Annotated in this window: 26 protein-coding genes, 2 tRNA genes and 1 other RNA gene; 19 read left to right on the top strand and 10 right to left on the bottom strand. The window is 66.9% G+C overall.

Features of this window, described 5'->3' with window-relative positions:
* Nucleotides 1-4 precede the first annotated feature (4 nt).
* Nucleotides 5-457 (top strand): ribonuclease HI, encoded by a 453-nt coding sequence (rnhA, locus tag WIX41_RS04970; RefSeq protein WP_339446042.1) that lies wholly within the window; start codon nt 5-7, stop codon nt 455-457.
* A gap of 4 nt (nt 458-461) precedes the next feature.
* Nucleotides 462-1,187 (top strand): DNA polymerase III subunit epsilon, encoded by a 726-nt coding sequence (gene dnaQ, locus WIX41_RS04965; protein WP_339446041.1) that lies wholly within the window; start codon nt 462-464, stop codon nt 1,185-1,187.
* 502 nt (nt 1,188-1,689) lie between these two features.
* Here the strand turns inward: dnaQ and WIX41_RS04960 are convergent.
* Nucleotides 1,690-2,394, bottom strand: coding sequence for a PP2C family protein-serine/threonine phosphatase (locus WIX41_RS04960; protein WP_068854556.1), 705 nt, complete (start codon nt 2,392-2,394; stop codon nt 1,690-1,692).
* A 170-nt stretch (nt 2,395-2,564) separates the two neighbouring features.
* Here WIX41_RS04960 and WIX41_RS04955 point away from each other — a divergent pair.
* Together WIX41_RS04955 and WIX41_RS04950 are read left to right on the top strand one after the other, a co-directional pair.
* Nucleotides 2,565-2,655: transfer RNA gene (locus WIX41_RS04955), tRNA-Ser, on the top strand.
* 347 nt (nt 2,656-3,002) lie between these two features.
* Nucleotides 3,003-3,395 (top strand): DUF6165 family protein, encoded by a 393-nt coding sequence (locus tag WIX41_RS04950; protein ID WP_339446040.1) that lies wholly within the window; start codon nt 3,003-3,005, stop codon nt 3,393-3,395.
* 81 nt (nt 3,396-3,476) lie between these two features.
* On the opposite strand, the gene WIX41_RS04945 is transcribed toward WIX41_RS04950, so the two are convergent.
* A complete protein-coding gene (locus tag WIX41_RS04945) occupies nt 3,477-4,520 on the bottom strand; it encodes a glycosyltransferase family 9 protein (protein ID WP_409187323.1) in 1,044 nt (347 codons plus the stop codon).
* 21 nt (nt 4,521-4,541) lie between these two features.
* Between WIX41_RS04945 and WIX41_RS04940 the strand changes: the two genes are divergently transcribed.
* Together WIX41_RS04940 and WIX41_RS04935 are read left to right on the top strand one after the other, a co-directional pair.
* Nucleotides 4,542-5,291, top strand: a complete 750-nt coding sequence (locus WIX41_RS04940; RefSeq protein WP_339446038.1) for a 3-deoxy-D-manno-octulosonic acid kinase — start codon at nt 4,542-4,544, stop codon at nt 5,289-5,291.
* Complete coding sequence (locus WIX41_RS04935; protein WP_339446037.1) at nt 5,291-6,049, top strand: MBL fold metallo-hydrolase; 759 nt, start codon at nt 5,291-5,293, stop codon at nt 6,047-6,049. Before WIX41_RS04940 ends, WIX41_RS04935 begins: the two co-directional genes overlap by 1 nt.
* 149 nt (nt 6,050-6,198) lie before the next feature.
* Here the strand turns inward: WIX41_RS04935 and ffs are convergent.
* Nucleotides 6,199-6,295, bottom strand: an RNA gene (gene ffs / locus WIX41_RS04930) — signal recognition particle sRNA small type.
* Between the two features lie 277 nt (nt 6,296-6,572).
* Here ffs and WIX41_RS04925 point away from each other — a divergent pair.
* A complete protein-coding gene (locus tag WIX41_RS04925) occupies nt 6,573-6,890 on the top strand; it encodes a DMT family transporter (protein ID WP_339446036.1) in 318 nt (105 codons plus the stop codon).
* A 21-nt stretch (nt 6,891-6,911) separates the two neighbouring features.
* Here WIX41_RS04925 and WIX41_RS04920 read toward each other — a convergent pair whose 3' ends face one another.
* Nucleotides 6,912-7,532, bottom strand: coding sequence for a cation transporter (locus tag WIX41_RS04920; protein ID WP_339446035.1), 621 nt, complete (start codon nt 7,530-7,532; stop codon nt 6,912-6,914).
* A gap of 363 nt (nt 7,533-7,895) precedes the next feature.
* Nucleotides 7,896-7,988 (bottom strand) — tRNA-Ser (locus WIX41_RS04915).
* A gap of 133 nt (nt 7,989-8,121) precedes the next feature.
* Between WIX41_RS04915 and dnaX the strand changes: the two genes are divergently transcribed.
* From dnaX to WIX41_RS04895, 4 genes are all read left to right on the top strand, one after another.
* Nucleotides 8,122-10,047, top strand: a complete 1,926-nt coding sequence (gene dnaX / locus WIX41_RS04910; RefSeq protein ID WP_339446034.1) for a DNA polymerase III subunit gamma/tau — start codon at nt 8,122-8,124, stop codon at nt 10,045-10,047.
* A gap of 6 nt (nt 10,048-10,053) precedes the next feature.
* Nucleotides 10,054-10,374 (top strand): YbaB/EbfC family nucleoid-associated protein, encoded by a 321-nt coding sequence (locus WIX41_RS04905; RefSeq protein WP_145478448.1) that lies wholly within the window; start codon nt 10,054-10,056, stop codon nt 10,372-10,374.
* 2 nt (nt 10,375-10,376) lie between these two features.
* On the top strand, nt 10,377-10,973 hold the full coding sequence (gene recR / locus WIX41_RS04900) for a recombination mediator RecR (protein WP_339446033.1): 597 nt from the start codon (nt 10,377-10,379) through the stop codon (nt 10,971-10,973).
* Nucleotides 10,974-11,052: 79 nt separating this feature from the next.
* On the top strand, nt 11,053-11,412 hold the full coding sequence (locus WIX41_RS04895; protein WP_339446032.1) for a histidine triad nucleotide-binding protein: 360 nt from the start codon (nt 11,053-11,055) through the stop codon (nt 11,410-11,412).
* Between the two features lie 45 nt (nt 11,413-11,457).
* Here WIX41_RS04895 and WIX41_RS04890 read toward each other — a convergent pair whose 3' ends face one another.
* Genes WIX41_RS04890 through WIX41_RS04875 form a run of 4 tightly spaced genes read right to left on the bottom strand, consistent with a single transcriptional unit; the run spans nt 11,458 to nt 15,828 of the window.
* Entirely contained in the window at nt 11,458-11,982 is a 525-nt protein-coding gene (locus WIX41_RS04890) for a Slp family lipoprotein (RefSeq protein ID WP_214900502.1), read from the bottom strand.
* A complete protein-coding gene (locus WIX41_RS04885; protein WP_339446031.1) occupies nt 11,979-13,925 on the bottom strand; it encodes a transglutaminase TgpA family protein in 1,947 nt (648 codons plus the stop codon). The genes WIX41_RS04890 and WIX41_RS04885 overlap by 4 nt, the downstream gene beginning before the upstream one ends.
* The gene (locus WIX41_RS04880) at nt 13,918-14,832 is read right to left on the bottom strand and encodes a DUF58 domain-containing protein (protein ID WP_409187454.1); all 915 of its coding nucleotides are present in this window, start codon (nt 14,830-14,832) and stop codon (nt 13,918-13,920) included. The genes WIX41_RS04885 and WIX41_RS04880 overlap by 8 nt, the downstream gene beginning before the upstream one ends.
* Before the next feature lie 42 nt (nt 14,833-14,874).
* Nucleotides 14,875-15,828 carry an AAA family ATPase gene (locus tag WIX41_RS04875; protein ID WP_339446029.1) on the bottom strand — a complete coding sequence of 318 codons (954 nt, stop codon included), beginning with the start codon at nt 15,826-15,828 and terminating at the stop codon, nt 14,875-14,877.
* A gap of 40 nt (nt 15,829-15,868) precedes the next feature.
* On the opposite strand from WIX41_RS04875, the gene WIX41_RS04870 reads away from it, so the two are divergent.
* Nucleotides 15,869-17,710, top strand: coding sequence for a glycosyltransferase family 39 protein (locus WIX41_RS04870; RefSeq protein WP_409187322.1), 1,842 nt, complete (start codon nt 15,869-15,871; stop codon nt 17,708-17,710).
* Nucleotides 17,711-17,725: 15 nt separating this feature from the next.
* Here the strand turns inward: WIX41_RS04870 and WIX41_RS04865 are convergent, their stop codons facing one another.
* Nucleotides 17,726-18,298, bottom strand: a complete 573-nt coding sequence (locus tag WIX41_RS04865) for a Maf family protein (RefSeq protein WP_339446027.1) — start codon at nt 18,296-18,298, stop codon at nt 17,726-17,728.
* A gap of 102 nt (nt 18,299-18,400) precedes the next feature.
* Between WIX41_RS04865 and WIX41_RS04860 the strand changes: the two genes are divergently transcribed.
* The 7 genes from WIX41_RS04860 (at nt 18,401) to acpP (ending at nt 23,369) form a co-directional block, all read left to right on the top strand.
* The gene (locus tag WIX41_RS04860) at nt 18,401-18,910 is read left to right on the top strand and encodes a YceD family protein (protein WP_068849627.1); all 510 of its coding nucleotides are present in this window, start codon (nt 18,401-18,403) and stop codon (nt 18,908-18,910) included.
* Nucleotides 18,911-19,019: 109 nt separating this feature from the next.
* Nucleotides 19,020-19,217 (top strand): 50S ribosomal protein L32, encoded by a 198-nt coding sequence (rpmF, locus tag WIX41_RS04855; protein WP_068849629.1) that lies wholly within the window; start codon nt 19,020-19,022, stop codon nt 19,215-19,217.
* An 87-nt stretch (nt 19,218-19,304) separates the two neighbouring features.
* Nucleotides 19,305-20,282 (top strand): beta-ketoacyl-ACP synthase III, encoded by a 978-nt coding sequence (locus tag WIX41_RS04850; RefSeq protein ID WP_339446025.1) that lies wholly within the window; start codon nt 19,305-19,307, stop codon nt 20,280-20,282.
* A 63-nt stretch (nt 20,283-20,345) separates the two neighbouring features.
* Nucleotides 20,346-21,128, top strand: a complete 783-nt coding sequence (locus WIX41_RS04845) for a hypothetical protein (RefSeq protein ID WP_339446024.1) — start codon at nt 20,346-20,348, stop codon at nt 21,126-21,128.
* Between the two features lie 83 nt (nt 21,129-21,211).
* The gene (fabD, locus tag WIX41_RS04840) at nt 21,212-22,156 is read left to right on the top strand and encodes an ACP S-malonyltransferase (RefSeq protein ID WP_339446023.1); all 945 of its coding nucleotides are present in this window, start codon (nt 21,212-21,214) and stop codon (nt 22,154-22,156) included.
* Between the two features lie 76 nt (nt 22,157-22,232).
* On the top strand, nt 22,233-22,976 hold the full coding sequence (gene fabG, locus WIX41_RS04835; RefSeq protein WP_339446022.1) for a 3-oxoacyl-ACP reductase FabG: 744 nt from the start codon (nt 22,233-22,235) through the stop codon (nt 22,974-22,976).
* 153 nt (nt 22,977-23,129) lie between these two features.
* On the top strand, nt 23,130-23,369 hold the full coding sequence (gene acpP, locus WIX41_RS04830) for an acyl carrier protein (protein ID WP_339446021.1): 240 nt from the start codon (nt 23,130-23,132) through the stop codon (nt 23,367-23,369).
* Nucleotides 23,370-23,422 lie beyond the last annotated feature (53 nt).

The raw sequence follows: 23,422 nt of genomic DNA, 5'->3' as shown, positions 1-23,422 counted from the left end.
TGTATTGAAAACCATTGAAATCCACACCGACGGTTCCTGCCTCGGCAACCCCGGTCCCGGCGGCTGGGCCGCGTTGATGCGCTACAAGGGCCACGAGCGCGAGCTGAGCGGCGGCGAAGCGCACACCACCAACAACCGGATGGAGCTGATGGCGGCCATCTCCGGCCTGGAAGTGCTCACCGAGCCGTGCGAGATCGTGCTGTTCACCGATTCGCAGTACGTGCGCCAGGGTCTGACCCAGTGGCTGCCGGGCTGGATCCGCAAGAACTGGAAGACCGCCGGCGGCGACCCGGTCAAGAACCGCGACCTGTGGGAGCGCCTGCATGCGGCCACCCAGAAGCACAGCATCGACTGGCGCTGGGTGAAGGGCCATTCCGGTGACCCGGACAACGAGCGGGTGGATACCCTGGCGCGCGACGCCGCGATCCGGATCCGTGCCGCTGGCCCGGTACACTGAACCCATGCGTCAGATCATCCTCGACACCGAAACCACCGGCCTGGAATGGCGCAAGGGCAACCGCATCGTCGAAATCGGCTGTGTGGAACTGCTGGAGCGCCGCCCCAGCGGCAACAACTTCCACCAGTACCTCAAGCCGGACTGCGAGTTCGAGCAGGGCGCGCAGGAAGTCACCGGGCTGACCCTGGAGTTCCTGGCCGACAAGCCGGTGTTCGCGCAGGTCGCCGAAGAATTCCTGGCCTACATCGACGGCGCCGAGCTGATCATCCACAACGCGGCGTTCGATCTGGGCTTCCTGGATTACGAGCTGTCGTTGCTGGGCGACCAGTACGGCAAGATCACCGACCGCTGCACGGTGATCGATACGCTGAAGATGGCGCGCGAGCGCTACCCAGGCCAGCGCAACTCGCTCGATGCGCTGTGCAAGCGGCTGGGCGTGGACAACACGCACCGCCAGCTGCACGGCGGCCTGCTCGATGCGCAGATCCTGGGCGATGTGTACATCGCGCTGACCTCCGGCCAGGAGGAGATCGGCTTCGGTTCGGCCGACGATGCCCGCCCCGGCACTGCCCATGCCCAGGCCTTCGACACCAGCCGCCTGCTGCCGCGCCCGCGCGTGGTGGCGACGGCCTCGGAGCTGGAAGCGCACGAAGCGCGCCTGGCCAAACTGCGCAAGAAGGCTGGTCATGCCATCTGGGATGGGCCGAAGGCGGAAGAGGCGGTGGCCTGATGCCGCGGCTTCGGCGGGTTTAAACGTCGGGGGGTGTGCCGCGATCGGTGAACAACGGTCTTCGGATCCTTGTGCCGCGCTGCGCGCGGTGTCCGGCCAACGTTATGCCCGCCGTCCTGGCGGGCACCCTTCGGGCCATCGCTACGCGATGTTGAGAACGGCTCCTGCCGTTCTCTTATGCCCGCCGTCCTGGCGGGCACCCTTCGGGCCATCGCTACGCGATATTGAGAACGGCTCCTGCCGTTCTCTTATGCCCGCCGTCCCTGGCGGGCACCCTACGGGCCATCGCTGTGCGATGTTGAGAACGGCTCCTGCCGTTCTCTTATGCCCGCCGTCCCTGGCGGGCACCCTACGGGCCATCGCTGTGCGATGTTGAGAACGGCTCCTGCCGTTCTCTTCGGACCCACGAATTGTTACGGACCCATTGGGATCGGGATCAATCAACCATGGGCCCCGGCAGCATGACGGTAGCGCCGGCCGTTGGCCGGCCCAAGCGGTCCAGCTAATGACAACGAACGAGAATCACCGTGATGTTGTCCGAACCACCGCCATCCAGGGCTGCGGCCACCAGCGTATCCACGCATTCCTGCGCGCTGGCATCGTCATAGGCGAGGGTGCGGGCAATGCCCGTGTCTTCCACTTCTTCGGTCAGCCCGTCGCTGCATAGCAACAACTGCATGCCCGGGCGCAGCTCGCCGGCGGTGGTGGCCACGTTCAGGTGCGCCGGGTCGGTCACCCCCAGCGCCTGGGTCACTACGTTGCGGTGCGGGTGCGCGCGGGCCTCTTCGGCGGTGAGGTTGCCCTGCGCCACCATTTCCTGCACCACGCTGTGATCCTGGCTCAGCTGGGCAAGCTTGCCGTCGCGCCACAGGTAGGCGCGGCTGTCGCCGACCCAGGCCACCTCATAGCGGTTGCCCTGCACCCGCGCGGCCACCACCGTGGTGCCCATCGGGAGGCTGTCGTTGCGTCGGCGCGAGGTGCGGATGATTTCCTCATCGGCCACCCGGATCGCGTGCGCGAGCGTGGCGCCCTGGCGGATCTCGCGCACGATCGTCTCGCGCGCCAGCGCGCTGGCGACTTCGCCACAGGCATGCCCGCCCATGCCATCGGCCACCAGCCACAGTGCCAGCTCCCCGTCCCCGTAGTAGGTGTCCTCGTTGAGGTCACGGCGCAGGCCAGGGTGGGTCAGGTGTCCGAATTCGATCATGGAAGTGCGCAGGCCGGGAGTGTGTTGCTGAGGGATAACGGCATGATCGCGGCCCTGCGGACATCCGGCAAGGCATCGATACAGAAGAAATTCATCGGAAGCGGGAGAATGGCTTGCCGTCAGCGCCTGCTGACCGTATTATTCGCTCCCCGGTTCGCCGGGGACCATCTGGAGAGGTGGCAGAGCGGTTGAATGTACCTGACTCGAAATCAGGCAGGCGTTTATAGCGCCTCGGGGGTTCGAATCCCCCCCTCTCCGCCAGACACGCAAAAAAGGCTGCCCTTCGGGTGGCCTTTTTTGCGTGTCTGGCGGAGAGGGGGGGATTGCAACGGCGCTACGCGCCGTTGCCCCCGCATGCTTCCTCTCCCCGCCCCTGTCGGGGCAGCCCCTCAACAGAGGGGCTTGTCTCTTCGGGCGGCGTAAAACCACGCCTTACTTGGCTGGTCGTTGGTCGGCACCGCGCAGCCACGCTGCTGAACCACGCTACGTACCCTGGCGACCATTGCAAAGGCGCGTGGCGACGCGTTCAACGAAATGGCGCACGCTGTTCATGTGGCGCGGCGTGGCTCTACGGCTAAACTGGGTGGAACAGAATAGTGGTGTCCCCCATGAGCGCAGAAATCCAAGTCCCCGTCTCCTTCGGCGAGCTGCTCGACAAGATCTCCATCCTGCAGATCAAATCCGAGCGGATCAGCGATCCGGCCAAGCTGGCCAACATCCGCACCGAGCTGAGCGCGCTGGAAAAGACCTGGATGGTGCACCCGGCCGGGGGCAAGGACATCGCCAAGCTGCGCACCGAGCTCAAGGACGTCAACGAAAAACTGTGGGATATCGAAGACAACGTCCGCCTGAAAGACAAGGCAGGTGAATTCGATGAGGCGTTCGTCGCCCTGGCCCGCAGCGTTTACCAGAACAACGATGAGCGGGCGCGCATCAAGAAGGACATCAACAAGGCGCTGGGTTCGCTGTACATCGAAGAGAAGTCGTACAAGCACGCCTGACGGTAGAGCCGGGCTCTGCCCGGCTGCTGTCCGTGGCGGTCCCGCATCGCCTGGTTGCCGGGCAGAGCCCGGCACTACCGGTCATGCGTTATCGGCAACGTAGCGCTCGAAGGCGGCAATGCCGTCTTCCACGGTAATCAGCTGCATCACATCATCGAACTCGATCTTGGTGCCCCACTTGAGTTCGCTGGCCGGCTTGCCCAGGAACTTCTGCGCCGCATCGTCATAGCGGTCCACGCAGTAGCGGCGGTCCGAATAGGGGCCGCTGCGGTGCGGGTTGCTGGCCGCGTGCAGGCCCAGCACCTTGGTGCCCATCGCGTTGGCGATGTGCATGGGGCCCGAATCCGGGGTCATCACCAGCGCCGCGCGGGCCAGCAGGGCCGGCAGCTGCTTGAGCGTGTCCTTGCCCACCAGGTCCAGCGCCGGGGTGTCCAGCTGGGCCTGGATGGCGTCGGCCATGCCGCGCTCCAGCTCGCTGCGGCCTCCGCACAGCACCACCCGCCAGCCGCGCGCTGCCGCGTGGTTGGCCACCGCCGCGTAGCGCTCGGCGTACCAGTTGCGGCGCACGTGGCTGGAACAGGGCGAGATCATCAGCACCGGCCGGCCATCGTCCTGCCATTGCGCGTGCGCCCATTCCACCGCTGCCGGCGGGATCGCCAGGTCCCAGCTGACCTCGTTCTGGCGGATCCCCAGTGGCTCGCAGAAGCTGCCGATCGCATCCAGCACGTGGATGCCGGGGCGGTCGGGGATGCGCTCGTTGATGAAAAGACCGTGCAGGTCCTTGGAGCGGGCCTTGTCATAGCCGATCCGGCGTACGGCGGGCACGAACGCCGACAACACGTTGGCGCGGAAGGCCACCTGCATCTGCAGCAGTGCCTCGAAACGCCCTGGTGGCAGCGACGCGCGCAGGGCGCGCATGCCCGCCAGCCCGGTCTTCTTGTCGTAGGCGTGGAACACCACGCCCGGCAGGCCGTCGAGCAGCTTGTGCCCGGCCTTGTCGATGATCCAGTGCAGTTCGGTGCCCGGCCGTGCCTGCTGCAGGGTCCGCACCAGCGGCACCACGTGGGTGACATCGCCCAGCGCGGACAAACGCAAAAGACACAAGGAAGAGGACGCTGATGCCATGGTGTTGTTAGACTCGAAGGAATGGTCGCATTCGACGCCACTGAAGCGCTGACGCCCTGCCGCGATGGACGCGGCATGGGTGCCATTCTGTTCGACCGCGAACGGCTGCGGCAAGCCGAGATGAGCCTGTTCTCCCCGATCCACTGGGGCGAGCGGGCGCGCCCGGTCGGCGATGGCGGCCGGGGCGGGGCCTGGTTCGTCGATGCGCCCTTCGGCCATTGCGTGCTGCGCCAGTACCTGCGCGGCGGGATGGCAGCCAGGCTCAGCCATGACCAGTACCTGTGGCGCGGGGCCAACCGCACCCGCAGCTTCGCCGAATTCCGCCTGATGCGCGCCCTGCGTGCGTTGAAACTGCCGGTGCCGCGCCCGATCGCCGCGTTTTACATGCGCGAAGGCATGCGCTACCGCGCCGCGATCCTGATGGAGCGCCTGGAAGGCGTGCGTTCGCTGGCCGACCGCGCGCTGGTGGCCGGGCGGGGCGCGCCGTGGGAAGAGGCCGGTCGGCTGATCGCGCGCTTCCACCGCGCCGGGTTGGACCATGCCGATCTCAACGCCCACAACATCCTGTTCGATGCCAACGGTCACGGCTGGCTGATCGATTTCGACCGTGGCGTGCAGCGCATCCCGGCTACGGCCTGGCGCGAGCGCAATCTCAAGCGCCTGCACCGTTCGCTGGTGAAACTGCGGGGCGAGCGCAGCCACGACGAGGTTGAAAAGGACTTCGAGCGCCTGCGCCGTGCCTATGACCTGGCCTGGAACCGGGGTTACTGATGGACTGGTCGTTGCGTTTCATGGGGGTCGGCAATGCGTCGGCCGTGCAGTTGGGCTCGCCGATGGCGGTGATCGAGCGCGGCGGCCAGCCGTGGCTGACCATCGACTGTGGCGGCGAAGGTCTTACTGCCTACCTGGCCCAGTACGGGCGCATACCCGAAGCGCTGTTCGTCACCCATGTGCATCTGGACCATGTAGCCGGCTTCGAGCGCCTGTTCGTGGATGCCTACTTCTCGCCGCAGCGGCGTGGCCGCATCCGTCTGTATGTGCCGGCCAGCGTGGTGCCGCTGCTGCACCGGCGCGTGGGCGACTACCCCAACGTGCTGGCCGAAGGTGGCGCCAACTTCTGGGATGCCTTCCAGCTGATCGTGGTGGGCGAGGCGTTCTGGCATGACGGCGTGCGCCTGGAAGTGTTTCCGGTCCGCCATCACTGGCCGGAAACGGCGTATGGCCTGCGCCTGCAGGGCGCGCTGGTGTGGAGCGGCGACACCCGCCCGATTCCCGAAATGCTGGCGCGTTATGCCGCCGACAACGAACTTGTCGCGCACGACTGCGGCCTGCACGGCAACCCGTCGCATACCGGCGTGGACGATCTCGAGCGTGAGTACAGCGCCGAACTGCAGGCGCGGATGATGCTCTACCACTACGCCAGCGAAGCCGACGGCGAAGCGCTGCGGCAGCGTGGGCACAGGGTCGCGCTGCCGGGCGAGTGCGTGGCGTTGTCGGCCCCGACGTCCCCTGTAGCAATCCCCCCGTAGAGCCGCGCCGCGCCGCATGAACGGTGCGCGCCGGTCCGTTGAACGCGTCGCCACGCGCCTTTGCGCTGATCGCATCGCGACGTAGCGTGATTCAGTGCGTGGCTGCGCGGTACCGCCGAAGCCTCTTTCGCAAGCCCAAAAAGGTGGCGGCCCCGCCGGCTGACCTCGGCGCCCGCGTCGATCGATACCGTTGCTGCCTTCCGGCCCTGGCGGGATTTTCGACCTAGCGTCGCGAGGGGCCGACGGGGCCGCCATAGAGACGTGTGCAGGCAGGACCAGGTCCCGCAGTGCAGCCACGCATTCTATCCCAACCGCCGCGCGCAACGCCAGCAGCCCGACGATCGGCCGCGAAGCGACACGCCATGCGTGTCCAACGCACACCTGAATCCCCTGTATCCCCAGACACGCAACTCACGCCACCCCAACCCCCAGCCGTTAGAATGCCCGCACATCTGGAGGAACGGCCTCCCCCGCATCGGGCATCAACGACCAGGACGGCCTGGCCCCATCAAAGGAGGCCCCCATGGCCTGGATCTATCTACTGGCAGCCGGTGTACTGGAAATCGTCTGGGCGTTTGCGATGAAGCAGTCCGACGGTTTCAGCAAGCTCACCCCCTCCATCATCACCATCGCCGGCATGATTGCCAGTTTCTGGCTGCTCGCCCTGGCGATGCGCACGCTGCCACTGGGCACCGCCTATACGATCTGGACCGGCATCGGCGCGGTCGGCGCGTTCGTGATCGGCATCGTGTTCCTGGGTGAACAGGTCAGTGCGATGCGGATTGCTGCTGCCGTGTTGATCGTGAGCGGGCTGGTGCTGATGAAGGTGTCGAGCGCGTAACAGCAAGAGAGGTCGGCGGGTTCAGCCCTGAACCCGCATTTCCCGCCACGCCGAACGCAGCACGCGCAACGCTGAGCGCAGGAACATCACCAGCAAAGCGGCAGCGATCAGCAGATCCGGCCAGCCAGCGCCGAACGCCCACACCGCGAGCGCGGCCAGCAGCACGGCCACGCCCTCGAAAATGTCGTTGCGCGAGCATTCCCACGCCGAGGCCATGTTGACGTCGCCGTTGCGGAACGGATTCAGCAGCCACAGGCATACGCCGTTGGCGGCAAGGTTGAGTGCAGCGGCGATGCCCATGCCTTCAAACAGCGGCACGGCCGGGTGGGTCAGTCGCCAGCCGATCTGCACCGCCACGGCAATGGCCGCGCCGAGGATCAGCAGCCCCTTCAACAGTGCGACCCGTACCTTGGCCTGCATCGAAGCACCCACCACGGCCAGGCTGATCGCGTAAGTCAGCGCGTCGCCCAGGTTGTCCAGGCTGCCCGACAGCAGCGACGACGAATGGCTCCACCAGGCGGCCGCCGCCATCATCACGAACGTTGCCAGGTTGATCGCCAGCACGATGCGCAGCACACGGCGTTGCTTGGCCTGGAGGGCGGCGACGTCGACGATTTTTCCGCAGCTGCAGCAGTCGGACATGGGGGAGGGGAGTCGGGAAAGGGTGCCCCATTGTAGAGCCACGCCCTGCGTGGCTTCGCGGTGCTGAACGGAGAGCAGCCACGCAGGGCGTGGCTCTACGAAGAAGGTCGCCCTTCGGGCGGCGTTTTTGTCCGGCGGGTTGGTCGAACGCGGCGGAATGGTGGCGGCTTCATTGCCGGGGATTGCGGGGCCCATCCATGGGCCCCGCCCCAACGCGCGCTGGGCGCGCGTTGGGGCCAGCCGTTCGGCTGTCCGGATTCGCTCCGGGCGAATCCGTCGAACCCCCGTCCGGTGCTTCTCGTCCCCCTCTCTCCGCCGGGCAAACGCAAAAGGCCGCCCATTGGGCGGCCTTTTGCGTTTGTCTGGCGGAGAGAGGGGGATTCGAACCCCCGAAGCGCGGTTTAGACGCTTACACACTTTCCAGGCGTGCTCCTTCAACCACTCGGACACCTCTCCGGACCTGCTGCATTGACGCTGCAGGGGCGCAGATTCTAGCCGGGGAATGCGATTGGCACAAGCACGACGATCACCCGGCTGGGGGGCTGGACAGGCGTGGCACAATGGACGTCCCGATGAAGACGGTGGCCTGATGTCCTATCTCGTCCTTGCCCGCAAGTGGCGTCCCAAGCGTTTTGCCGAGCTGGTGGGCCAGGAACACGTGGTCCGTGCGCTCAGCAATGCGCTGGACAGCGGCCGGGTGCACCATGCATTCCTGTTTACCGGCACCCGAGGGGTCGGCAAGACCACCATCGCGCGCATTTTCGCCAAGTCGCTCAATTGCGAGCAGGGCACCAGCGCCGATCCCTGCGGCCAGTGCCCGGCCTGCCTGGATATCGATTCCGGGCGCTACATCGATCTGCTGGAAATCGATGCCGCATCCAATACCGGCGTGGACGATGTCCGTGAGGTGATCGAGAACGCCCAGTACATGCCCTCGCGCGGCAAGTACAAGGTCTACCTGATCGACGAAGTGCACATGCTGTCCAAGGCGGCGTTCAATGCGCTGCTCAAGACGCTGGAAGAGCCGCCGGAACACGTGAAGTTCCTGCTGGCCACCACCGACCCGCAGAAACTGCCGGTGACGGTGCTGTCGCGCTGCCTGCAATTCAACCTGAAGCGCCTCGACGAGGACCAGATCCAGGGCCAGATGACCCGGATCCTGGCCGCCGAGGAGATCGAATCGGATCCGACCGCGATCGTGCAGCTGGCCAAGGCCGCCGACGGCAGCCTGCGCGACGGCCTGTCGTTGCTCGACCAGGCCATTGCCTACGCCGGTGGTGCACTGCGCGAAGACGTGGTGCGCACCATGCTGGGTACCGTCGACCGTACCCAGGTGGCGGCCATGCTCGGCGCCCTGGCCGACGGCGATGGCGTGCGCCTGCTGCAGGTAGTGGCCGCGCTGGCGGAGTTCTCGCCCGACTGGAGCGGTGTGCTGGAAGCGCTGGCCGAAGCCCTGCACCGTATCCAGGTACAGCAGCTGGTGCCCGGCGCCCAGGCCGATGGCGAAGGCATCGATGCCGCCGCTTTCGCCCAGCGCCTGCGCCCGGAAGTGGTGCAGCTCTGGTACCAGATGGCGCTCAGTGGCCGTCGCGACCTGCATCTGGCGCCCAGCCCGCGGGCCGGCTTTGAAATGGCCGTGCTGCGCATGCTGGCGTTCCGCCCGGCTGCCGCGGTACCGCCGGTGCCGCGTGACCCGGGTACCGGTACCGAGGTGGGCAGCGGTTCGCGCGGCGCCGAGCAGGGGGGTATGGCCGCCGCGCCGGCAGCCGTGGCCGCGCACGTTGCCGCTGCGCCCGTGGCAGCAGTTGCAGCGCCTGCGGTCGCTTCGGCTGCCGTGGCCCCGGCGGCTCCCGTTGCCGCCCCGGCTGCGCCGAAACCGACAGCTGCGCCCGTAGTGGAACCCGCCGTCGACGACGATCTGCCGCCGTGGCACCAGGCTGGCAGCGACGACCGTGACGAAGCATTGGCCGTTGAACTGGCCAGCCCCGACGCTGCCATGGCCGCGCCGTGGGAAGCTCCGCCGGTACGCGCCTCCGCGCCCGTCCAGGCTGCGGCGCCTGCGCCGCGCCCGCAGGGCATCGACATCAGCCCGTCGCCCGCTGCCGCCAACACCGGCCCAGTCGCGCTGGCATCGGCCGAAACCTGGCTGGAACTGGTCGCCCAGAGCCAGCTGAACGGGCCGTCTCGGCAGCTGGCCGCACACGCCGCGTTCATCGGCTTCCAGCACGGCGTCTTGAAACTGGCCGTATCGCCCGGATTTGAGTACCTGTGTTCAGACCGGTCGCTGGCGGCCCTGACCGAGGCGCTGTCCGGCCCGCTCGGGATGACCCCGAAGATCGTGATCGAACATGGCAACGCCGAGGCCGAAACGCTGCACCAGCGTTCCGACCGCCAGCGTGGCGAACGACAACAGGCGGCCGAAACCGCCTTCATGGCCGACCCGTCGGTGCAGTTGCTCATCCAGCAGCATGGCGCCCGGGTCGTGACCGATTCCATCCGTCCTTTTGATGAGTAACACGACATGCGCGGCAACATCGCCCAACTGATGCAGCAGGCCCAGAAGATGCAGGAAAACCTGCAGAAGGCCCAGGAAGAACTCGCCAAGCTGGAAGTCACCGGCAGCGCCGGCGGCGGCATGGTCAGCGTGACCCTGACCGGTGCCAAGGAGTGCCGCAAGGTGCGCATCGATCCGTCGATCCTGTCCGATGCGGAAATGACCGAAGACCTGGTCGCGGCTGCCTTCAACGACGCCTCCAACAAGATCGATGCCGAATCGAAGAACCGCATGGGTTCGGCCACGGCCGGCATGCAGCTGCCGCCCGGCATGAAGCTGCCGTTCTAAGCGTGAGCCTGCCCCTGCTCGAACAGCTGATCGAAGCCTTCCGGGTGTTGCCCGGGGTGGGGCAGAAAACCGCCCAGCGCATGGCCTACCACGTGCTGGAGCGCGAGCGCGAGGGCGGGAAAAAGCTGGCCGAGGTCCTGGCCAAGGCCATCGAACGCATCGGCCATTGCGCGCAGTGCCGCGATTTCAGCGAAACGGAGGTCTGCGCGGTGTGCGCCAATGGCAGCCGCGAGCGCCAGCAGCTGTGTGCGGTCGAATCGCCAGCCGACCGGCTGGCCATTGAAACCGCCACTGGCTTCCGCGGCGTGTACTTCGTGCTGCAGGGCCGGCTGTCGCCGCTGGACGGCGTTGGCCCGCGCGAACTCGGCCTGGACCAGCTGGAGGCACGGTTGGGGCAGGGCGAGGTGCAGGAACTGATCATCGCCACCAGCGCCACTGTTGAAGGTGAAGCCACCGCGCATTACCTGGCGCAGCTGGCGCGTGCGCACAAGGTGCGGCCCAGTCGCCTAGCGCAGGGCCTGCCATTGGGTGGTGAGCTCGAATACGTCGATCGCGGCACGCTGTCGCACGCGTTCGGCACCCGTACCGAAGCAACCTGACTACCGGTAGCGCCGGCCGTTGGCCGGCCCACGCGGATTGCCATCGTTCGGAAAACCGGCCAATCATCGAGGTGATGCAATGACCCAAGACACCCTGTTCGGAAAGATCATCCGCCGCGAAATTCCGGCCACCATCGTCTACGAAGATGACGAGGTGCTGGCGTTCAAGGACATCGCGCCGCAGGCGCCGGTGCACGTGCTGTTCATTCCGAAGAACGAAGCCATTCCCACGCTGGATGATGTGCAGCCTTCGCAGGCGCACCTGATCGGCAAGCTGGCGTTGGCGGCCGCCGAATACGCACGGCGCGAGGGCTTCGCGCAGGATGGCTACCGCATCGTCATGAACTGCCGCGAGCATGCAGGACAGACGGTGTTCCATATCCACCTGCATCTGTTGGCCGGGGCGCCGTTGGGGCATTTTGGTACCCCGAATGCATAAAAAGAAACCGCCCGGGAGGGCGGTTTCTTTTTATCAGTGCCGGAATTACCACCAGCCCCAACCGCGGTAGCCCCAGCCGGGGCCCCAGCCCGGGCCCCACGGGCCGTACGGGTAGACCGGTACCACATCGACCTGGCGCTGTTCCGGCCACAGGTAGATCACGTCGGCCTCGAGCTTGGGCAGGCGGTAGTCGTAATCGCCGATGCGGGTGTTCTCATAGCCGGCGATTTTGCCGATGAAGGTCACATCGCGGCCTTCCTCGAACACGGCCGGGTCGTAGAAGCCGGCACGGCAGGCCACGAAGCGGCCGTCGCTGGCGTCGTTGGAGGTGGTGTTTGGACGGCCGCTGCCATTGAGCGGGCGCGACAGCAGCTGGAAGCAGGTCTGGCCCTGGCCCGGGGTGGTTTCGATGATGCGACCACCCCAGCGGACCGGCGTGCCCACCTGCTGGGTGGCGACCGAATCGCGTGGGCTGACCACGCTGAACTGCCCCTGCAGTGGTTTGGGGGCCGTGGCACAGGCGGCCAGCGCCAGCGACGCGGCAAGGGGAAGCAGGATCTTGACGTTCATGAGGTTGCTCCGGTGGGCGGGCGATGCCTGTGCAGGTCGCGCACGAGTGAAGGGTCGAGCTCAGCGTCAGCGTAGCGCGCCTGAACGAAACGGTGGCTGAGCAGAATCAGCGCCGGGTCGGGGCGCTGCCGGTGGACGCGCTGCGCCCAGTCCGTGGCGGTATCCGCAGGTTCCCGGGCCAGGCCATGCCGCGCGTAACGCCGGCCCAGACGGTGCCAGGCGCGCAGCAGCGGATCGCGCTCGCGCTCGCCACGGGCCAGCAGCCATGCCATCCAGCCTAGCGCGGCGCCTGCGAAGGCAATGAAAATGGCCGCCAGCTGCGCCGGCTCCAGCGTGTCCACGCCCAGCGGGCGCAACAACTGCTGCTGGCGGTTGGAATCGAACGACAACACCAGGTCGTTCCAGCCCCGGCGCAGGAAATCGCCCACCTGGCCCAGCTGCAGCCAGCGGCCTTCCAGCGTGGTGCCCGCGCCGTCGCCGAGGCGGTCTTCCAGGGTGTCGTAGATACGTTCGGGCGCCACCGCTGCGGTCGGGTCCACCCGCACCCAGCCGCGCTGCGGAAGCCACACTTCGGCCCAGGCATGCGCATCCATCCGGCGCACCACGAAGTAGTCGCCATAGGGATTGCGCTGGCCACCGGCAAAGCCGGTCACCACCCGCGCGGGAATGCCGGCGCTGCGCATCAGCACTACGAACGACGAACTGAAGTGCTGGCAGAAACCGGCCTGCTGATCGAACAGGAATTCATCCACGCTGTGCCGGCCCGGCTCCGGCGTGGACAGGGTGTAGGCGAAACGCGAACGGATCCAGTCCAGTGCCCGCGCCACGATCGCCGCATCGTTGCTGCCCGCCTCCTGCCGCCACTGCCTGCCCAATGCCACCGTGCGCGGATTGAGGTCGGGAGGCAGCTGCAGGGTCAGCTGGCGCTGGAACGCGCTGAGCGGTTCGGCATAGGACGCCGCCGGTGCCGATTGCAGGTGCCAGCGGGTGAGCGCCGACAGGCTGCGTTCGCTGCGCAGGCTGTAGGTGCCATCCAGCGTGGTGCCGGCGGGTGCCTGCAGTGGCAGGTCCAGCGCCACCAACTGGCGGCGGTCGGTCGGCTCGTAGTCGATCTGGTAATCCCAGTGCGGCGCCGCGCGGGTCACCGTGGGGGGCGCGCGCCGCTCGCTGTAGGGGTCCCGGTCCCAGCGGCGACCGTCGAAGTGGGTCAGCACCGGGCCGCGCCAGTAGCGCTGCTCTGGCGAGGGGGTCGCACCGAAGAAGCTCACGCGAAGCGCGGTGGAATCATCGGCCATCAAGTCCAGCCACTCGGATGGGTCCATGTGATCGGACAGCCCGGGCTTGCCCACGGCGCGTTCGGGCAGCCCCCACAGTGGCTCGCTCAATCGTGGGAACAGCCAGAACGCGGCCAGGGCCAGCGGCACGCCCAGCGCCACCAGCTTGCCAACACCGCGCAGCTGGCCCCCCAGCGTCGCGTTGGGCGCCTGCCCTTCGGCGCGCGCCAATCGCTGCAGCGTGAGCAGCGTGGCCAGTGCCGCCAGCACCGCCAACACCATTGTCATGGGGCCTTGGTCGAGCAGGAACGCCGAAAACGGCGCGAACAGCGCAAAGCCAAGCAGGCTTCGCGCATCGCGCAGGCTACGCAGTTCGCTGGATTTCAGCGCCAGCATCGCTGCCAGCAGCGCACAGCCGGTATCGCGGCCGGGGCGCATGCCCATCTGCCAGTAGATCGCAGCCAGCATGCCCAGCACCAGCAGCAACCGGACCGGGCCGGGCAGTACCCGTTGCCCGGAAAGCAGCGCCGTGAGCACCGCCGCCAGCGCGAATACGCCGGCAAGCAGCGGCGGCAGCTGCAGCAACAGCGGAACCAGCGCCAGCGCCGCGCTGGCCAACGTCCAGCGACGGGCGACCGGGGAAAGCAGGGAGACAGAAAGGTCAGCCATGCGGCATCAGCGCCAGGGCGCGTTGGCAGAGGTGGTGGTGGCTGCTGCCCTGGCCCGGGCCCAATACCGGCTGGCCCGGCAGTAGCAGCGTATAACGGCGGCCTTCGCGCTCGGCCAGATCCACCCAGCGTGCCAGTCGCGCGATTCTCACCTCGCCCGGCAACGAACCCATCTGGCGCCAGTCGAGCAGCGCGTCCACGCCCACCGGCTTCTCGTACTCGCGCACCAGCAGCATGGCGCGGCGTGCGGAGTGCTTCCAGGAAATACTGCGCTGCGGATCGCCTGGCCGATAGGGACGCAACTGGTGCAGCTCATCGCCGCTGGCATGCACCCGGGTGTGCAGCGGATCGCCGTCGCCTTCGGGCAGTGGTGGTGACTGCTTCTCGGGCGCGGCATACACCAGTAATGGGGTGTCGGGCCACACCCAGGACCATGCGCGGACCAGCCCCAGCGGTTGCGTGGTGGAAATGCGGATACGCTCCAGGTCCAGCCAGCCGCGACGTTCCGTAGGCAAGGGCAGGTCCACTTCGATCTGGTTGGTATCCACCAGGTGTCCGTACGCCGCTGCATCGCCCAACGCCAGCACCAGGCCGCGACGCACGCGCGTATCGGCGCGCGAAAGGTTGATGCGCAGGCGCAGCGTGGCCCCGGCCACCACCGGTTCGGCCGATACCGCATCGACCTGCAGTCCCGACAACTGCAGGTGCGCGCTGAGCGTGCTGGCAATGGCCACCGTGGTCAGCAGCAGCGCCAGCAGCAATGCCGGGTTGTTGTTGTAGTTCAGCGCGCCCAGCAGCATTGCGCCCAGTAGCACCGCCACGAACAGGCCGAAGCGGGTGGGCAGTACATAGATGCGGCGGCGGTCCAGCCGGCGCGGCAGGCTTTCCGGCTGCCGTGGCCGGGCCATCAATACCAGCTTGCGCCAGCGCTCTCCCCAGCCCTTGCGCACTCAGTCCACCGGAACCGTCTGGAGGATGGCGCGGGCCAATGCCGGTCCGGTGCTGGCTTCGGCTTCAGGCACCAGCCGGTGCCCGGCCACGGCAACAAACAGGGTCTGGACGTCTTCGGGCACCACATGGCCGCGGCCCAGCAGCAGTGCATGCGCCTTGGCCGCGCGCAGCAGCGCCAGCCCCGCGCGCGGCGACAGGCCCACGCGCACCCCGGTGTGCTGGCGGCTGCGCGCGAGCAGTGACTGCACATACTGGATCAATGCTTCGCTGGCATGTACCTGGCTTACCGCGTCGCGCAGCGCGCGCACCTGGTTGTCGTCCAGGCAGGCGGTGGCCTGCGCGATCAGGTGGCGGCGGTCGGTGCCGCGCAGCAGTTCGCGTTCGGATTCGGGATTGGGGTAACCCAGCGCCAGCCGCAACAGGAAGCGGTCCAGCTGCGAATCGGGCAACGGGAAGGTGCCGGAGAGGTCCACCGGGTTCTGCGTGGCAATGACGAAGAACGGATCGGGCAGCGGATGGGTCACGCCATCGAGCGTGACCTGCTGTTCGGCCATCGCCTCCAGCAGCGCGCTCTGCGTGCGCGGCGGCGCACGGTTGATCTCGTCGGCCAGCAGCACGTGCGTGAAGACCGGGCCGGGATGAAACTGGAACTGGCGGCTGGTGGCCTCGTAAACCGAGACGCCGAGCACATCTGCCGGCAGCAGGTCCGAGGTGAACTGCACGCGCTGGAACCCCAGCCCCAAGCTGGAAGCCAGTGCATGGGCCAGGGTGGTCTTGCCCAGGCCGGGCAGATCTTCGATCAGCAGGTGGCCGCCGGAGAGCAGTGCGACGAATGCCAGCCGGACTTCATGGGCCTTGCCCAGCACCAGTCCATTGACCTGGTCCTGCGCGCTGCGCAGGGACTGTCGCAGTTCTTCGGGTAGCATGGCGGGCACGCGGGGCGAAGTATCCATGTTCGTCTCGTGTCGATGATTCCTTCGATTCTATAGAGCAATGCAGGGCGAACAACGCGCGCGCACAATTTTTCTGGTGTTGTGGACGCTCATCACGGCCATCAAGCTCGTGGTGGCCGCGCGTCTGCCCCTGTTCGTGGACGAAGCGTTCTATTGGCAGGAAGGCCAGCATCTGGCCGCCGCCTATTCCGATCTGCCCGGGCTGACCGCCTGGCTGGCGCGGCTGGGCGTGGAGCTGGGTGGCAACCATGTGCTGGCGTTGCGCCTGCCGTTCCTGGCCATCGGCGCCATGCTGCCATGGCTGGTCTCGCGCACCGCCACGCGCTGGTTCGGCGCGGTGGCCGGCTGGCAGGCGGGCAGCCTGACCCTGCTGATGCCGCTGTCGGCCACGCTGGGCATGCTGGCCGTGCCCGATGTGCCGATGGCGCTGGCCGCCGTGCTGTGCCTGGATGCCGGCGCGCGCCTGCTGCGCAACGTCGATGCCGCAGCAGCGGTGAAGCTTTCGCTGGGTCTGGTGATCGGCGCACTCAGCCACTACCGCTTCATTGGTGTGATTCTGGTGGGTTTCATTGCCCTGCTGCTGCTGCCGCAGGGGCGGCGCACGCTACGCGATCCGCGCGTGTGGGTGGCGCTGGCGGTGGGTGTGATGGCGTGGTTGCCGTTGCTGGCGTGGAACGCCGACAACCAGGACGCCGGCCTGAAATTCCAGGTGGTCGAGCGCCACCCCTGGGCATTCCAGTGGAGCGGCCTGTGGTTCCTGGTGATCCAGCCGATGCTGGTCACGCCCATCCTGTGCATTGCCATGTGGAAGGTGGCGCTGGCCGGCACCCGTTCCGGCGGCGGCGCGCGTGCGCAGTGGCGCTACTTCGGCCTGGTGGGCGCGGTCTCCACATTGGCGATCTTCGCGCTGGGCTTCTTCACCGATGTGGAGCGAATCAGTTTCCATTGGCCGCTGCCCGGCTACCTGGCCCTGCTGGTGGCGGTGCCGGTGGTGCTGAACGGCTGGCCGCGCTGGCTGCGGCGTACCGGCTGGTGGTTCGCAGGGGCAGGGCTGGCGCTGGCCCTCTCGTATTACCTGATGGCTTCCAGCCCGGCCCTTCGCGAACAGCTGGCGGGCGACAAGTTCTACCCACGCAACTTCGCTGGCTGGGCACCGCTGGCCGATGAGGTGCGCACGGAACTGGCCAGCATGCCGCCGGGCACGCGGGTGCTGGCGGGCAACTTCAAGGTGGGCGCGGAGCTGGGCTTCCAGTTGCGCGACCCGCGCATTGAAGTGCTGCGCCACCCGCTCAACGACAAGCACGGCCGCACCGCGCAGCTGGGCCTGTGGGGCCTGCTGCACGATGGCCAGCGCGATGCGCCGCTGCTGCTGGTGCTCTCGCCCAGCGACCAGCGCTACCGCGACCTGCTCGAGCGTTACCATGACATCTGCAGGCAGGTGGGCCCGTTGCCTCCGCCGCGCGTGGTCAGCCAGGACCACGGCTACCAGCGCTTCCTGTTGTTCAAGCTGCCCGCGCAGCGGGTCGATGGCCCCTGCGTGACCCCGGCGATGGCCTGGCTGGATGCGCCCCTGCAGGACGCCAGCGTGGGCGGCCGCATGGAAGTGCGTGGCTGGGCGTTCAAGGATGGCGTGGGGCTGGCGCGCGTCGAATTGCGGATCGATGGCAAGCCGGCGGGCGATGCGGTCTACGGCCGCGCATATGACATCACCGCCGCCTGGAAGATTTCCACCGATCCGCAGCATCCGAACGTGGCCTTCGATGCCACGCTCGATACGCGCGCACTCGCCCCTGGCAGACACTGGCTGGGCATGACGCTCTACGGCAACGATGGCAGCGTGGAGCAGTGGCAGGAGCAGTCTTTCACAGTGCCCGCGCGCTGAACCTTTCGACTGCCCTCAGGGCAGGGTGTAGCCGGCCCGGCGCAGCAGCCCGGCCAGCGCGATCAGCGGCAGGCCGATCAGCGCGGTCGGGTCGCGGTTGTCGATCGCCTCGAACAACGTGATGCCCAGTCCCTCGCACTTGAAGCTTCCGGCGCAGTCCAGCGGCTGCTCGGCGGCCACATAGCGGGCAATCTCGTCGGCGGCCAGCGCCCGGAAGTGCACCTCGGTGAGGTCGCAGGCCTCCAGTGCCTGGCCATCGCGGATCAGGCAGATGGCCGTATGGAAGGCCACCGTCTGCCCGGACATCGCCGCCAGCTGCGCATGTGCACCGGGCACATCGCCGGGCTTGCCCAGCGGGGCCCCGTTCAGGTCCGCGACCTGGTCCGAGCCGATCACCCAGCGGCCCGGGTGGCGGGTGGCCACCTCGGCGGCCTTGGCCCGCGCCAGTCGCACCGCCAGGGCGCGTGGGGCTTCACCGGGGGCAGGGGTCTCGTCCACGTCCGGGCGCGCCGTATCCAGCGGCAGGCCCAGCCGTTCCAGCAGTTCACGGCGGTAGCGGGAGGTGGAGGCCAACAGCAGGGGAAGCATGCGACAATACCGGGGTGACAGGGGGTGGGGCGCACTTTACCGCAGCCCCCCGCGTCGGGGTAATTGACAACGGCCGGTGGCGTCCTTAACATTCAGCGGCTTATGTCCGCGAACGTGCCCGAATTGCTGGATGCCTGGCGGATGGTCGCAGCACGAAGGTGCTTCGACGGTCAGGTAGAACTGGCAGAAATGACCCGCCTGCAAGGCCTTGTTGCCGATACCGAGGGAAAGTGCACCTTTGCGCTGGAATTCGGCCACGACGACATCCTGCGGGTATCCTATGTGGACCTGACCATCGATACCGCGCTGCCGCTGATCTGTCAGCGCAGCCTGCAGCGCTTCCTGCTGCCGGTGTCGGTCAAGCAGCGGCTCGGCCTGATCCGTAGCGAAGACGAAGAGTCGTCGTTGCCGGAAGAGTACGAGGCGATGCTGGTGCCCGAAGACGGCAGCCTGCGTCCGCTGGATCTGGTCGAGGACGAACTGGTCCTGGCCGTGCCGGTGGTGCCGCTGTCGCCCGAGGGTGAAGCGGTTGACCGGGACTGGGCACCGACCGAAGAAGAACAGAGCAAGGCCAATCCGTTTGCGGCATTGGCGGCGCTGAAGAAACAATAGCAGCCGGATTGTCGTCGGCGGCTGCGGCGAAAGCGAAGACTGTGCTGGGCGCTGGCGTCCTGCGCGACGATACGACGAAGCAAAAACGAACCGAGTTTGGAGCAATCCCATGGCTGTGCAGAAATCCCGTGTTACCCCGTCCCGCCGCGGCCAGCGCCGTTCGCATGACGCCCTGAGCGCCAAGCAGCTGTCCACCGACCCGACCACCGGCGAAGTGCATCTGCGTCACCACATCACTGCTGACGGTTTCTACCGCGGCAAGAAGGTGATCACGACCAAGTCGAACTCGGCCGTCGAAGAAGATTGATTTGTGAGGGCCGCTGCCCGGTCGGGCAGCGGCCTTTACCCCTTTCTTCCGGCCGCCATTTCCGGTGGCCGTGTTACAGGAAATGCAATGAGCAAGCGGATCTACTCGAGGATCGCGGGCACCGGTAGTTATTTGCCCGAGAAAGTGTTGACCAACCAGGATCTGGAGAAAATGGTCGACACCAGCGATGAGTGGATCCAGACGCGCACCGGTATCCGTGAGCGGCACATCGCCGCCGACACGGAAACCACCAGCGACCTCGGCTATCACGCCGCGGTACGTGCGTTGGAAGCGGCCGGTATCGACGCCTCCCAGCTCGACATGATCGTGGTGGGTACCACTACCCCCGATCTGATCTTCCCGTCCACCGCCTGCCTGATCCAGGCCAAGCTCGGTGCGACCGGCTGCCCTGCCTTCGACGTCAACGCCGCCTGTTCGGGCTTTGTGTTCGCGTTGGGCGTGGCCGACAAATTCATTCGTTCCGGTGATGCCCGCCACGTGCTGGTCATCGGTGCGGAAACCCTGACCCGTATCGTCGACTGGAACGACCGCACTACCTGCGTGTTGTTCGGCGATGGCGCGGGCGCCGTAGTGCTCAAGGCCGACGAAGACGCCGGCATCCTGAGCACCCACCTGCATTCGGACGGCAGCAAGAAGGAACTGCTGTGGAACCCGGTGGGCGTCTCGGCCGGTTTCGGCGAAGGCGAGCAGGCCCGCGGCGCGATCCTGATGAAGGGCAATGACGTGTTCAAGTACGCCGTCAAGGCGCTGGACTCGGTCGTGGACGAAACCCTGGACGCCAACGGCCTGACCAAGGCCGACCTGGACTGGCTGATCCCGCACCAGGCCAACCTGCGCATCATCGAGGCCACCGCCAAGCGGCTGGACATGTCGATGGACCAGGTCGTGGTCACGGTGGACAAGCACGGCAACACCTCCTCGGCCTCGGTGCCGATGGCACTGGACGTGGCCGTTCGCTCCGGCAGGGTGCAGCGCGGCCAGCTGCTGCTGCTGGAAGCCTTCGGTGGCGGCTTCACCTGGGGTTCGGCGTTGCTGCGTTATTAATGCGTTAATTGGTTCAAGGCAAACGGCCCCGATGGGGCCGTTTTGCATTCCTGGAGGTGTGTCATGGTCGAACCCATCGTCATCGAGGGCCAGCCCGCCTGGTTGAAGCAGTACGGCGAAAGCAGCCGCGCAGTCGCGCTGGGCCTGCTCAATTTCGTGGCCAACCGCTTTCAGCTGGATGCCCTTCGCCCACCGCCGCACCGGGGCGGTGACGCCGCCCGCGAAACCGAAGCGCGCCGCCTGGCCGAACTCCAGGCCCAAGGTGTCAACGTGCCGCACGTGATCGGCAGCGGCCATGCCTCGTTGGTACTGGGCGACAACGGCAGCTCCTTCAATACCTGTCTGCGCCAAGCCGACGACGCCGGCCGCGACGCACTGGTGTCGGCGGCCATGCAGGCCATCGTGGCCGCGCATACCAAAGGGGCCTATTTCGGTCAGCCGCTGCCGCGCAACCTGACCTGGGACGGCAACGCCATCGGCTTCATCGATTTCGAGGAAGACCCGCTGGAAGTGATGGGCCTGGCCCAGGCCCAGGCCCGTGACTGGCTGATGTTCGGCTATGGTGTTGCCAAATATTACGAACACCGCCCGGAGCAGTTGCAGGCGCTGATGGCGGCGGCCATGGACGGCGAAGACGCCCCGGTGCTGGCGCATGCGCACGCGGTGTCGGGCCGGCTGCAGCGGTTGGCCCGCTACAGCATGAAGATGGGGCGCTCGGCGCGCGCGCTGGCGCGCGCCATCCTGATCGTGCACGGGGCCACCACGCTAGGCATGTTGATGCTGATGGCGATCTGCTTCGATTTCTTCAGCGATGGCGATCTGGATATTCTGCAGCTGTTTGTTTGACCCCTTCAATACGCGCCAGTACAGACGAAGCGCGGTATTCCCCCTTATCATTCGCCGTTCGATTTTTGCAGGCGGATCTCCGCGTGACCGATTCCAATCTCGCTTTCGTGTTCCCCGGCCAGGGCTCCCAGTCGCTGGGCATGCTGGCTGAACTGGCTGAACTGCACCCGCAGGTGCGTGACGCCTTCACCGAAGCCTCCGATGGCGCCGGCGTGGACCTGTGGGCGCTGTCGCAGGGCGGCCCGGAAGAGATGCTCAACCGCACCGAATACACCCAGCCGGCCCTGCTGGCGGCCAGCATCGGCGTATGGCGCGCGTGGAAGGCCGTGCACGGCGCCCAGCCGGCCGTGCTGGCGGGCCACAGCCTGGGCGAGTACACCGCCCTGGTGGCGGCCGGGGCCCTGTCGCTGCGCGACGGTGCCCATCTGGTACGCCTGCGTGGCCAGCTGATGCAGGACGCCGCCCCCACGGGCGTCGGGGCCATGGCCGCCGTGCTCGGCGCCGACGATGCCGTGGTGAAGGACGTCTGTGAACAGGCCTCCGGCAGCCAGGTGGTGGTACCGGCCAACTACAACTCGCCCGGCCAGATCGTCATCGGGGGCGATGCCGCCGCCGTCGACCGCGCCCTGGCCCTGCTCGCCGAACAGGGCGTGCGCAAGGCCGTGAAGCTGGCTGTCAGCGTGCCCTCGCACACCCCGCTCATGCGCGAAGCCGCCAACCGCCTGGCCGAAACCATGGCGGGTCTGGATTGGCGCGTGCCGACCCTGCCGGTGGTGCAGAACGTGGATGCGCGCGTGCATGACGGCATCGATGCCATCCGCAGCGCCCTGGTCCAGCAGCTGTACCTGCCGGTGCAGTGGACCGGCTGCGTCCAGGCGCTGGCCAGCCGTGGTGTCACCCGCGTGGCCGAATGCGGCCCGGGCAAGGTGCTCAGCGGATTGATCAAGCGCATCGACAAGAGCCTGGATGCGCGCACACTGTCCACGCCCGCCGAATTCGAGACTGCCCGCGAGACCTGGGCCGCCTGATGACCTTCGATCGCGTTCGCCACGTGCCGGCCCCCGGGCCGGCACTGCGGACCGGTCCCGTTTGAGGAAACTGAGCATGAGCAAGCCCCTTCAGGGTGAAATCGCACTGGTGACCGGCGCCAGCCGTGGCATCGGTGCCGCGATCGCCGAGGCACTGGCCGCGCAGGGCGCGACCGTCATCGGTACCGCCACCACCGAATCCGGTGCGGCTGCCATTGGCGAACGCCTGGCTGCCGTGGGCGGCCATGGCCGCGCGCTGAACGTGACCGACCCGGCCGCGCTCGAGGCCGTGCTGGACGGCATCGCCAAGGAGTTCGGAGCCATCACCGTCCTGGTCAACAACGCCGGCATCACCCGCGACAACCTGCTGCTGCGCATGAAGGAAGAGGACTGGCAGGCCATCCTCGACACCAACCTGACCAGCGTCTACCGCACTTCCAAGGCCGTCATCCGCGGCATGATGAAGGCGCGCAAGGGTCGGATCATCAACATTGCCTCGGTGATCGGCGTTACCGGCAATGCCGGCCAGGCCAATTACGCCGCGGCCAAGGCCGGCATCATTGCCTTCTCCAAGTCGCTGGCCAAGGAAATCGGCTCGCGCGGCATCACCGTCAACGTGGTGGCGCCGGGCTTCATCGACACCGACATGACCAAGGCCCTGCCCGAAGAACAGCGCACCGGCCTGGTCAAGTCCATCGCCCTGGAGCGCCTGGGCGAGCCTTCCGACATCGCCAACGCGGTGGCGTTCCTGGCCGGTCCCTCGGCCAGCTACATCACCGGCGAAACCCTCCATGTGAACGGCGGCATGTACATGCCGTAAGCATGTGGTGCAGGGAATGCACCGCAAGTGGTTGATCCAAATGGAGTTTTGCAGTCCTGCAAGGCGCCTGCGGTTTCCACTACACTATCCAACGGCCATCGCCATATGATGGCGTCACTTTTTGAACCACTACTCCATCTGGAGCGATATCCAATGAGCACCATCGAAGAACGCGTCAAGAAAATCGTCGTCGAACAGCTTGGCGTCAAGGAAGAAGAAGTCACCAACGGCGCATCGTTCGTCGATGACCTGGGCGCCGACTCCCTGGACACCGTTGAGCTGGTGATGGCGCTGGAAGAAGAATTCGAGTGCGAGATCCCGGACGAAGAAGCCGAGAAAATCAGCACCGTCCAGGCTGCAATCGACTACGTCACCTCTCACGTCAAGGCGTGATGTCAGGCGGCTTGCGCGCGGGTGTGGCCAACGCCGCCACCGCGTGCAGCAAA

It is taken from the genome of Stenotrophomonas sp. AB1(2024), from assembly GCF_037482345.1.
In the GTDB taxonomy this organism is placed as follows: domain Bacteria; phylum Pseudomonadota; class Gammaproteobacteria; order Xanthomonadales; family Xanthomonadaceae; genus Stenotrophomonas.
This window is presented reverse-complemented; position numbering and strand designations above follow the sequence as displayed.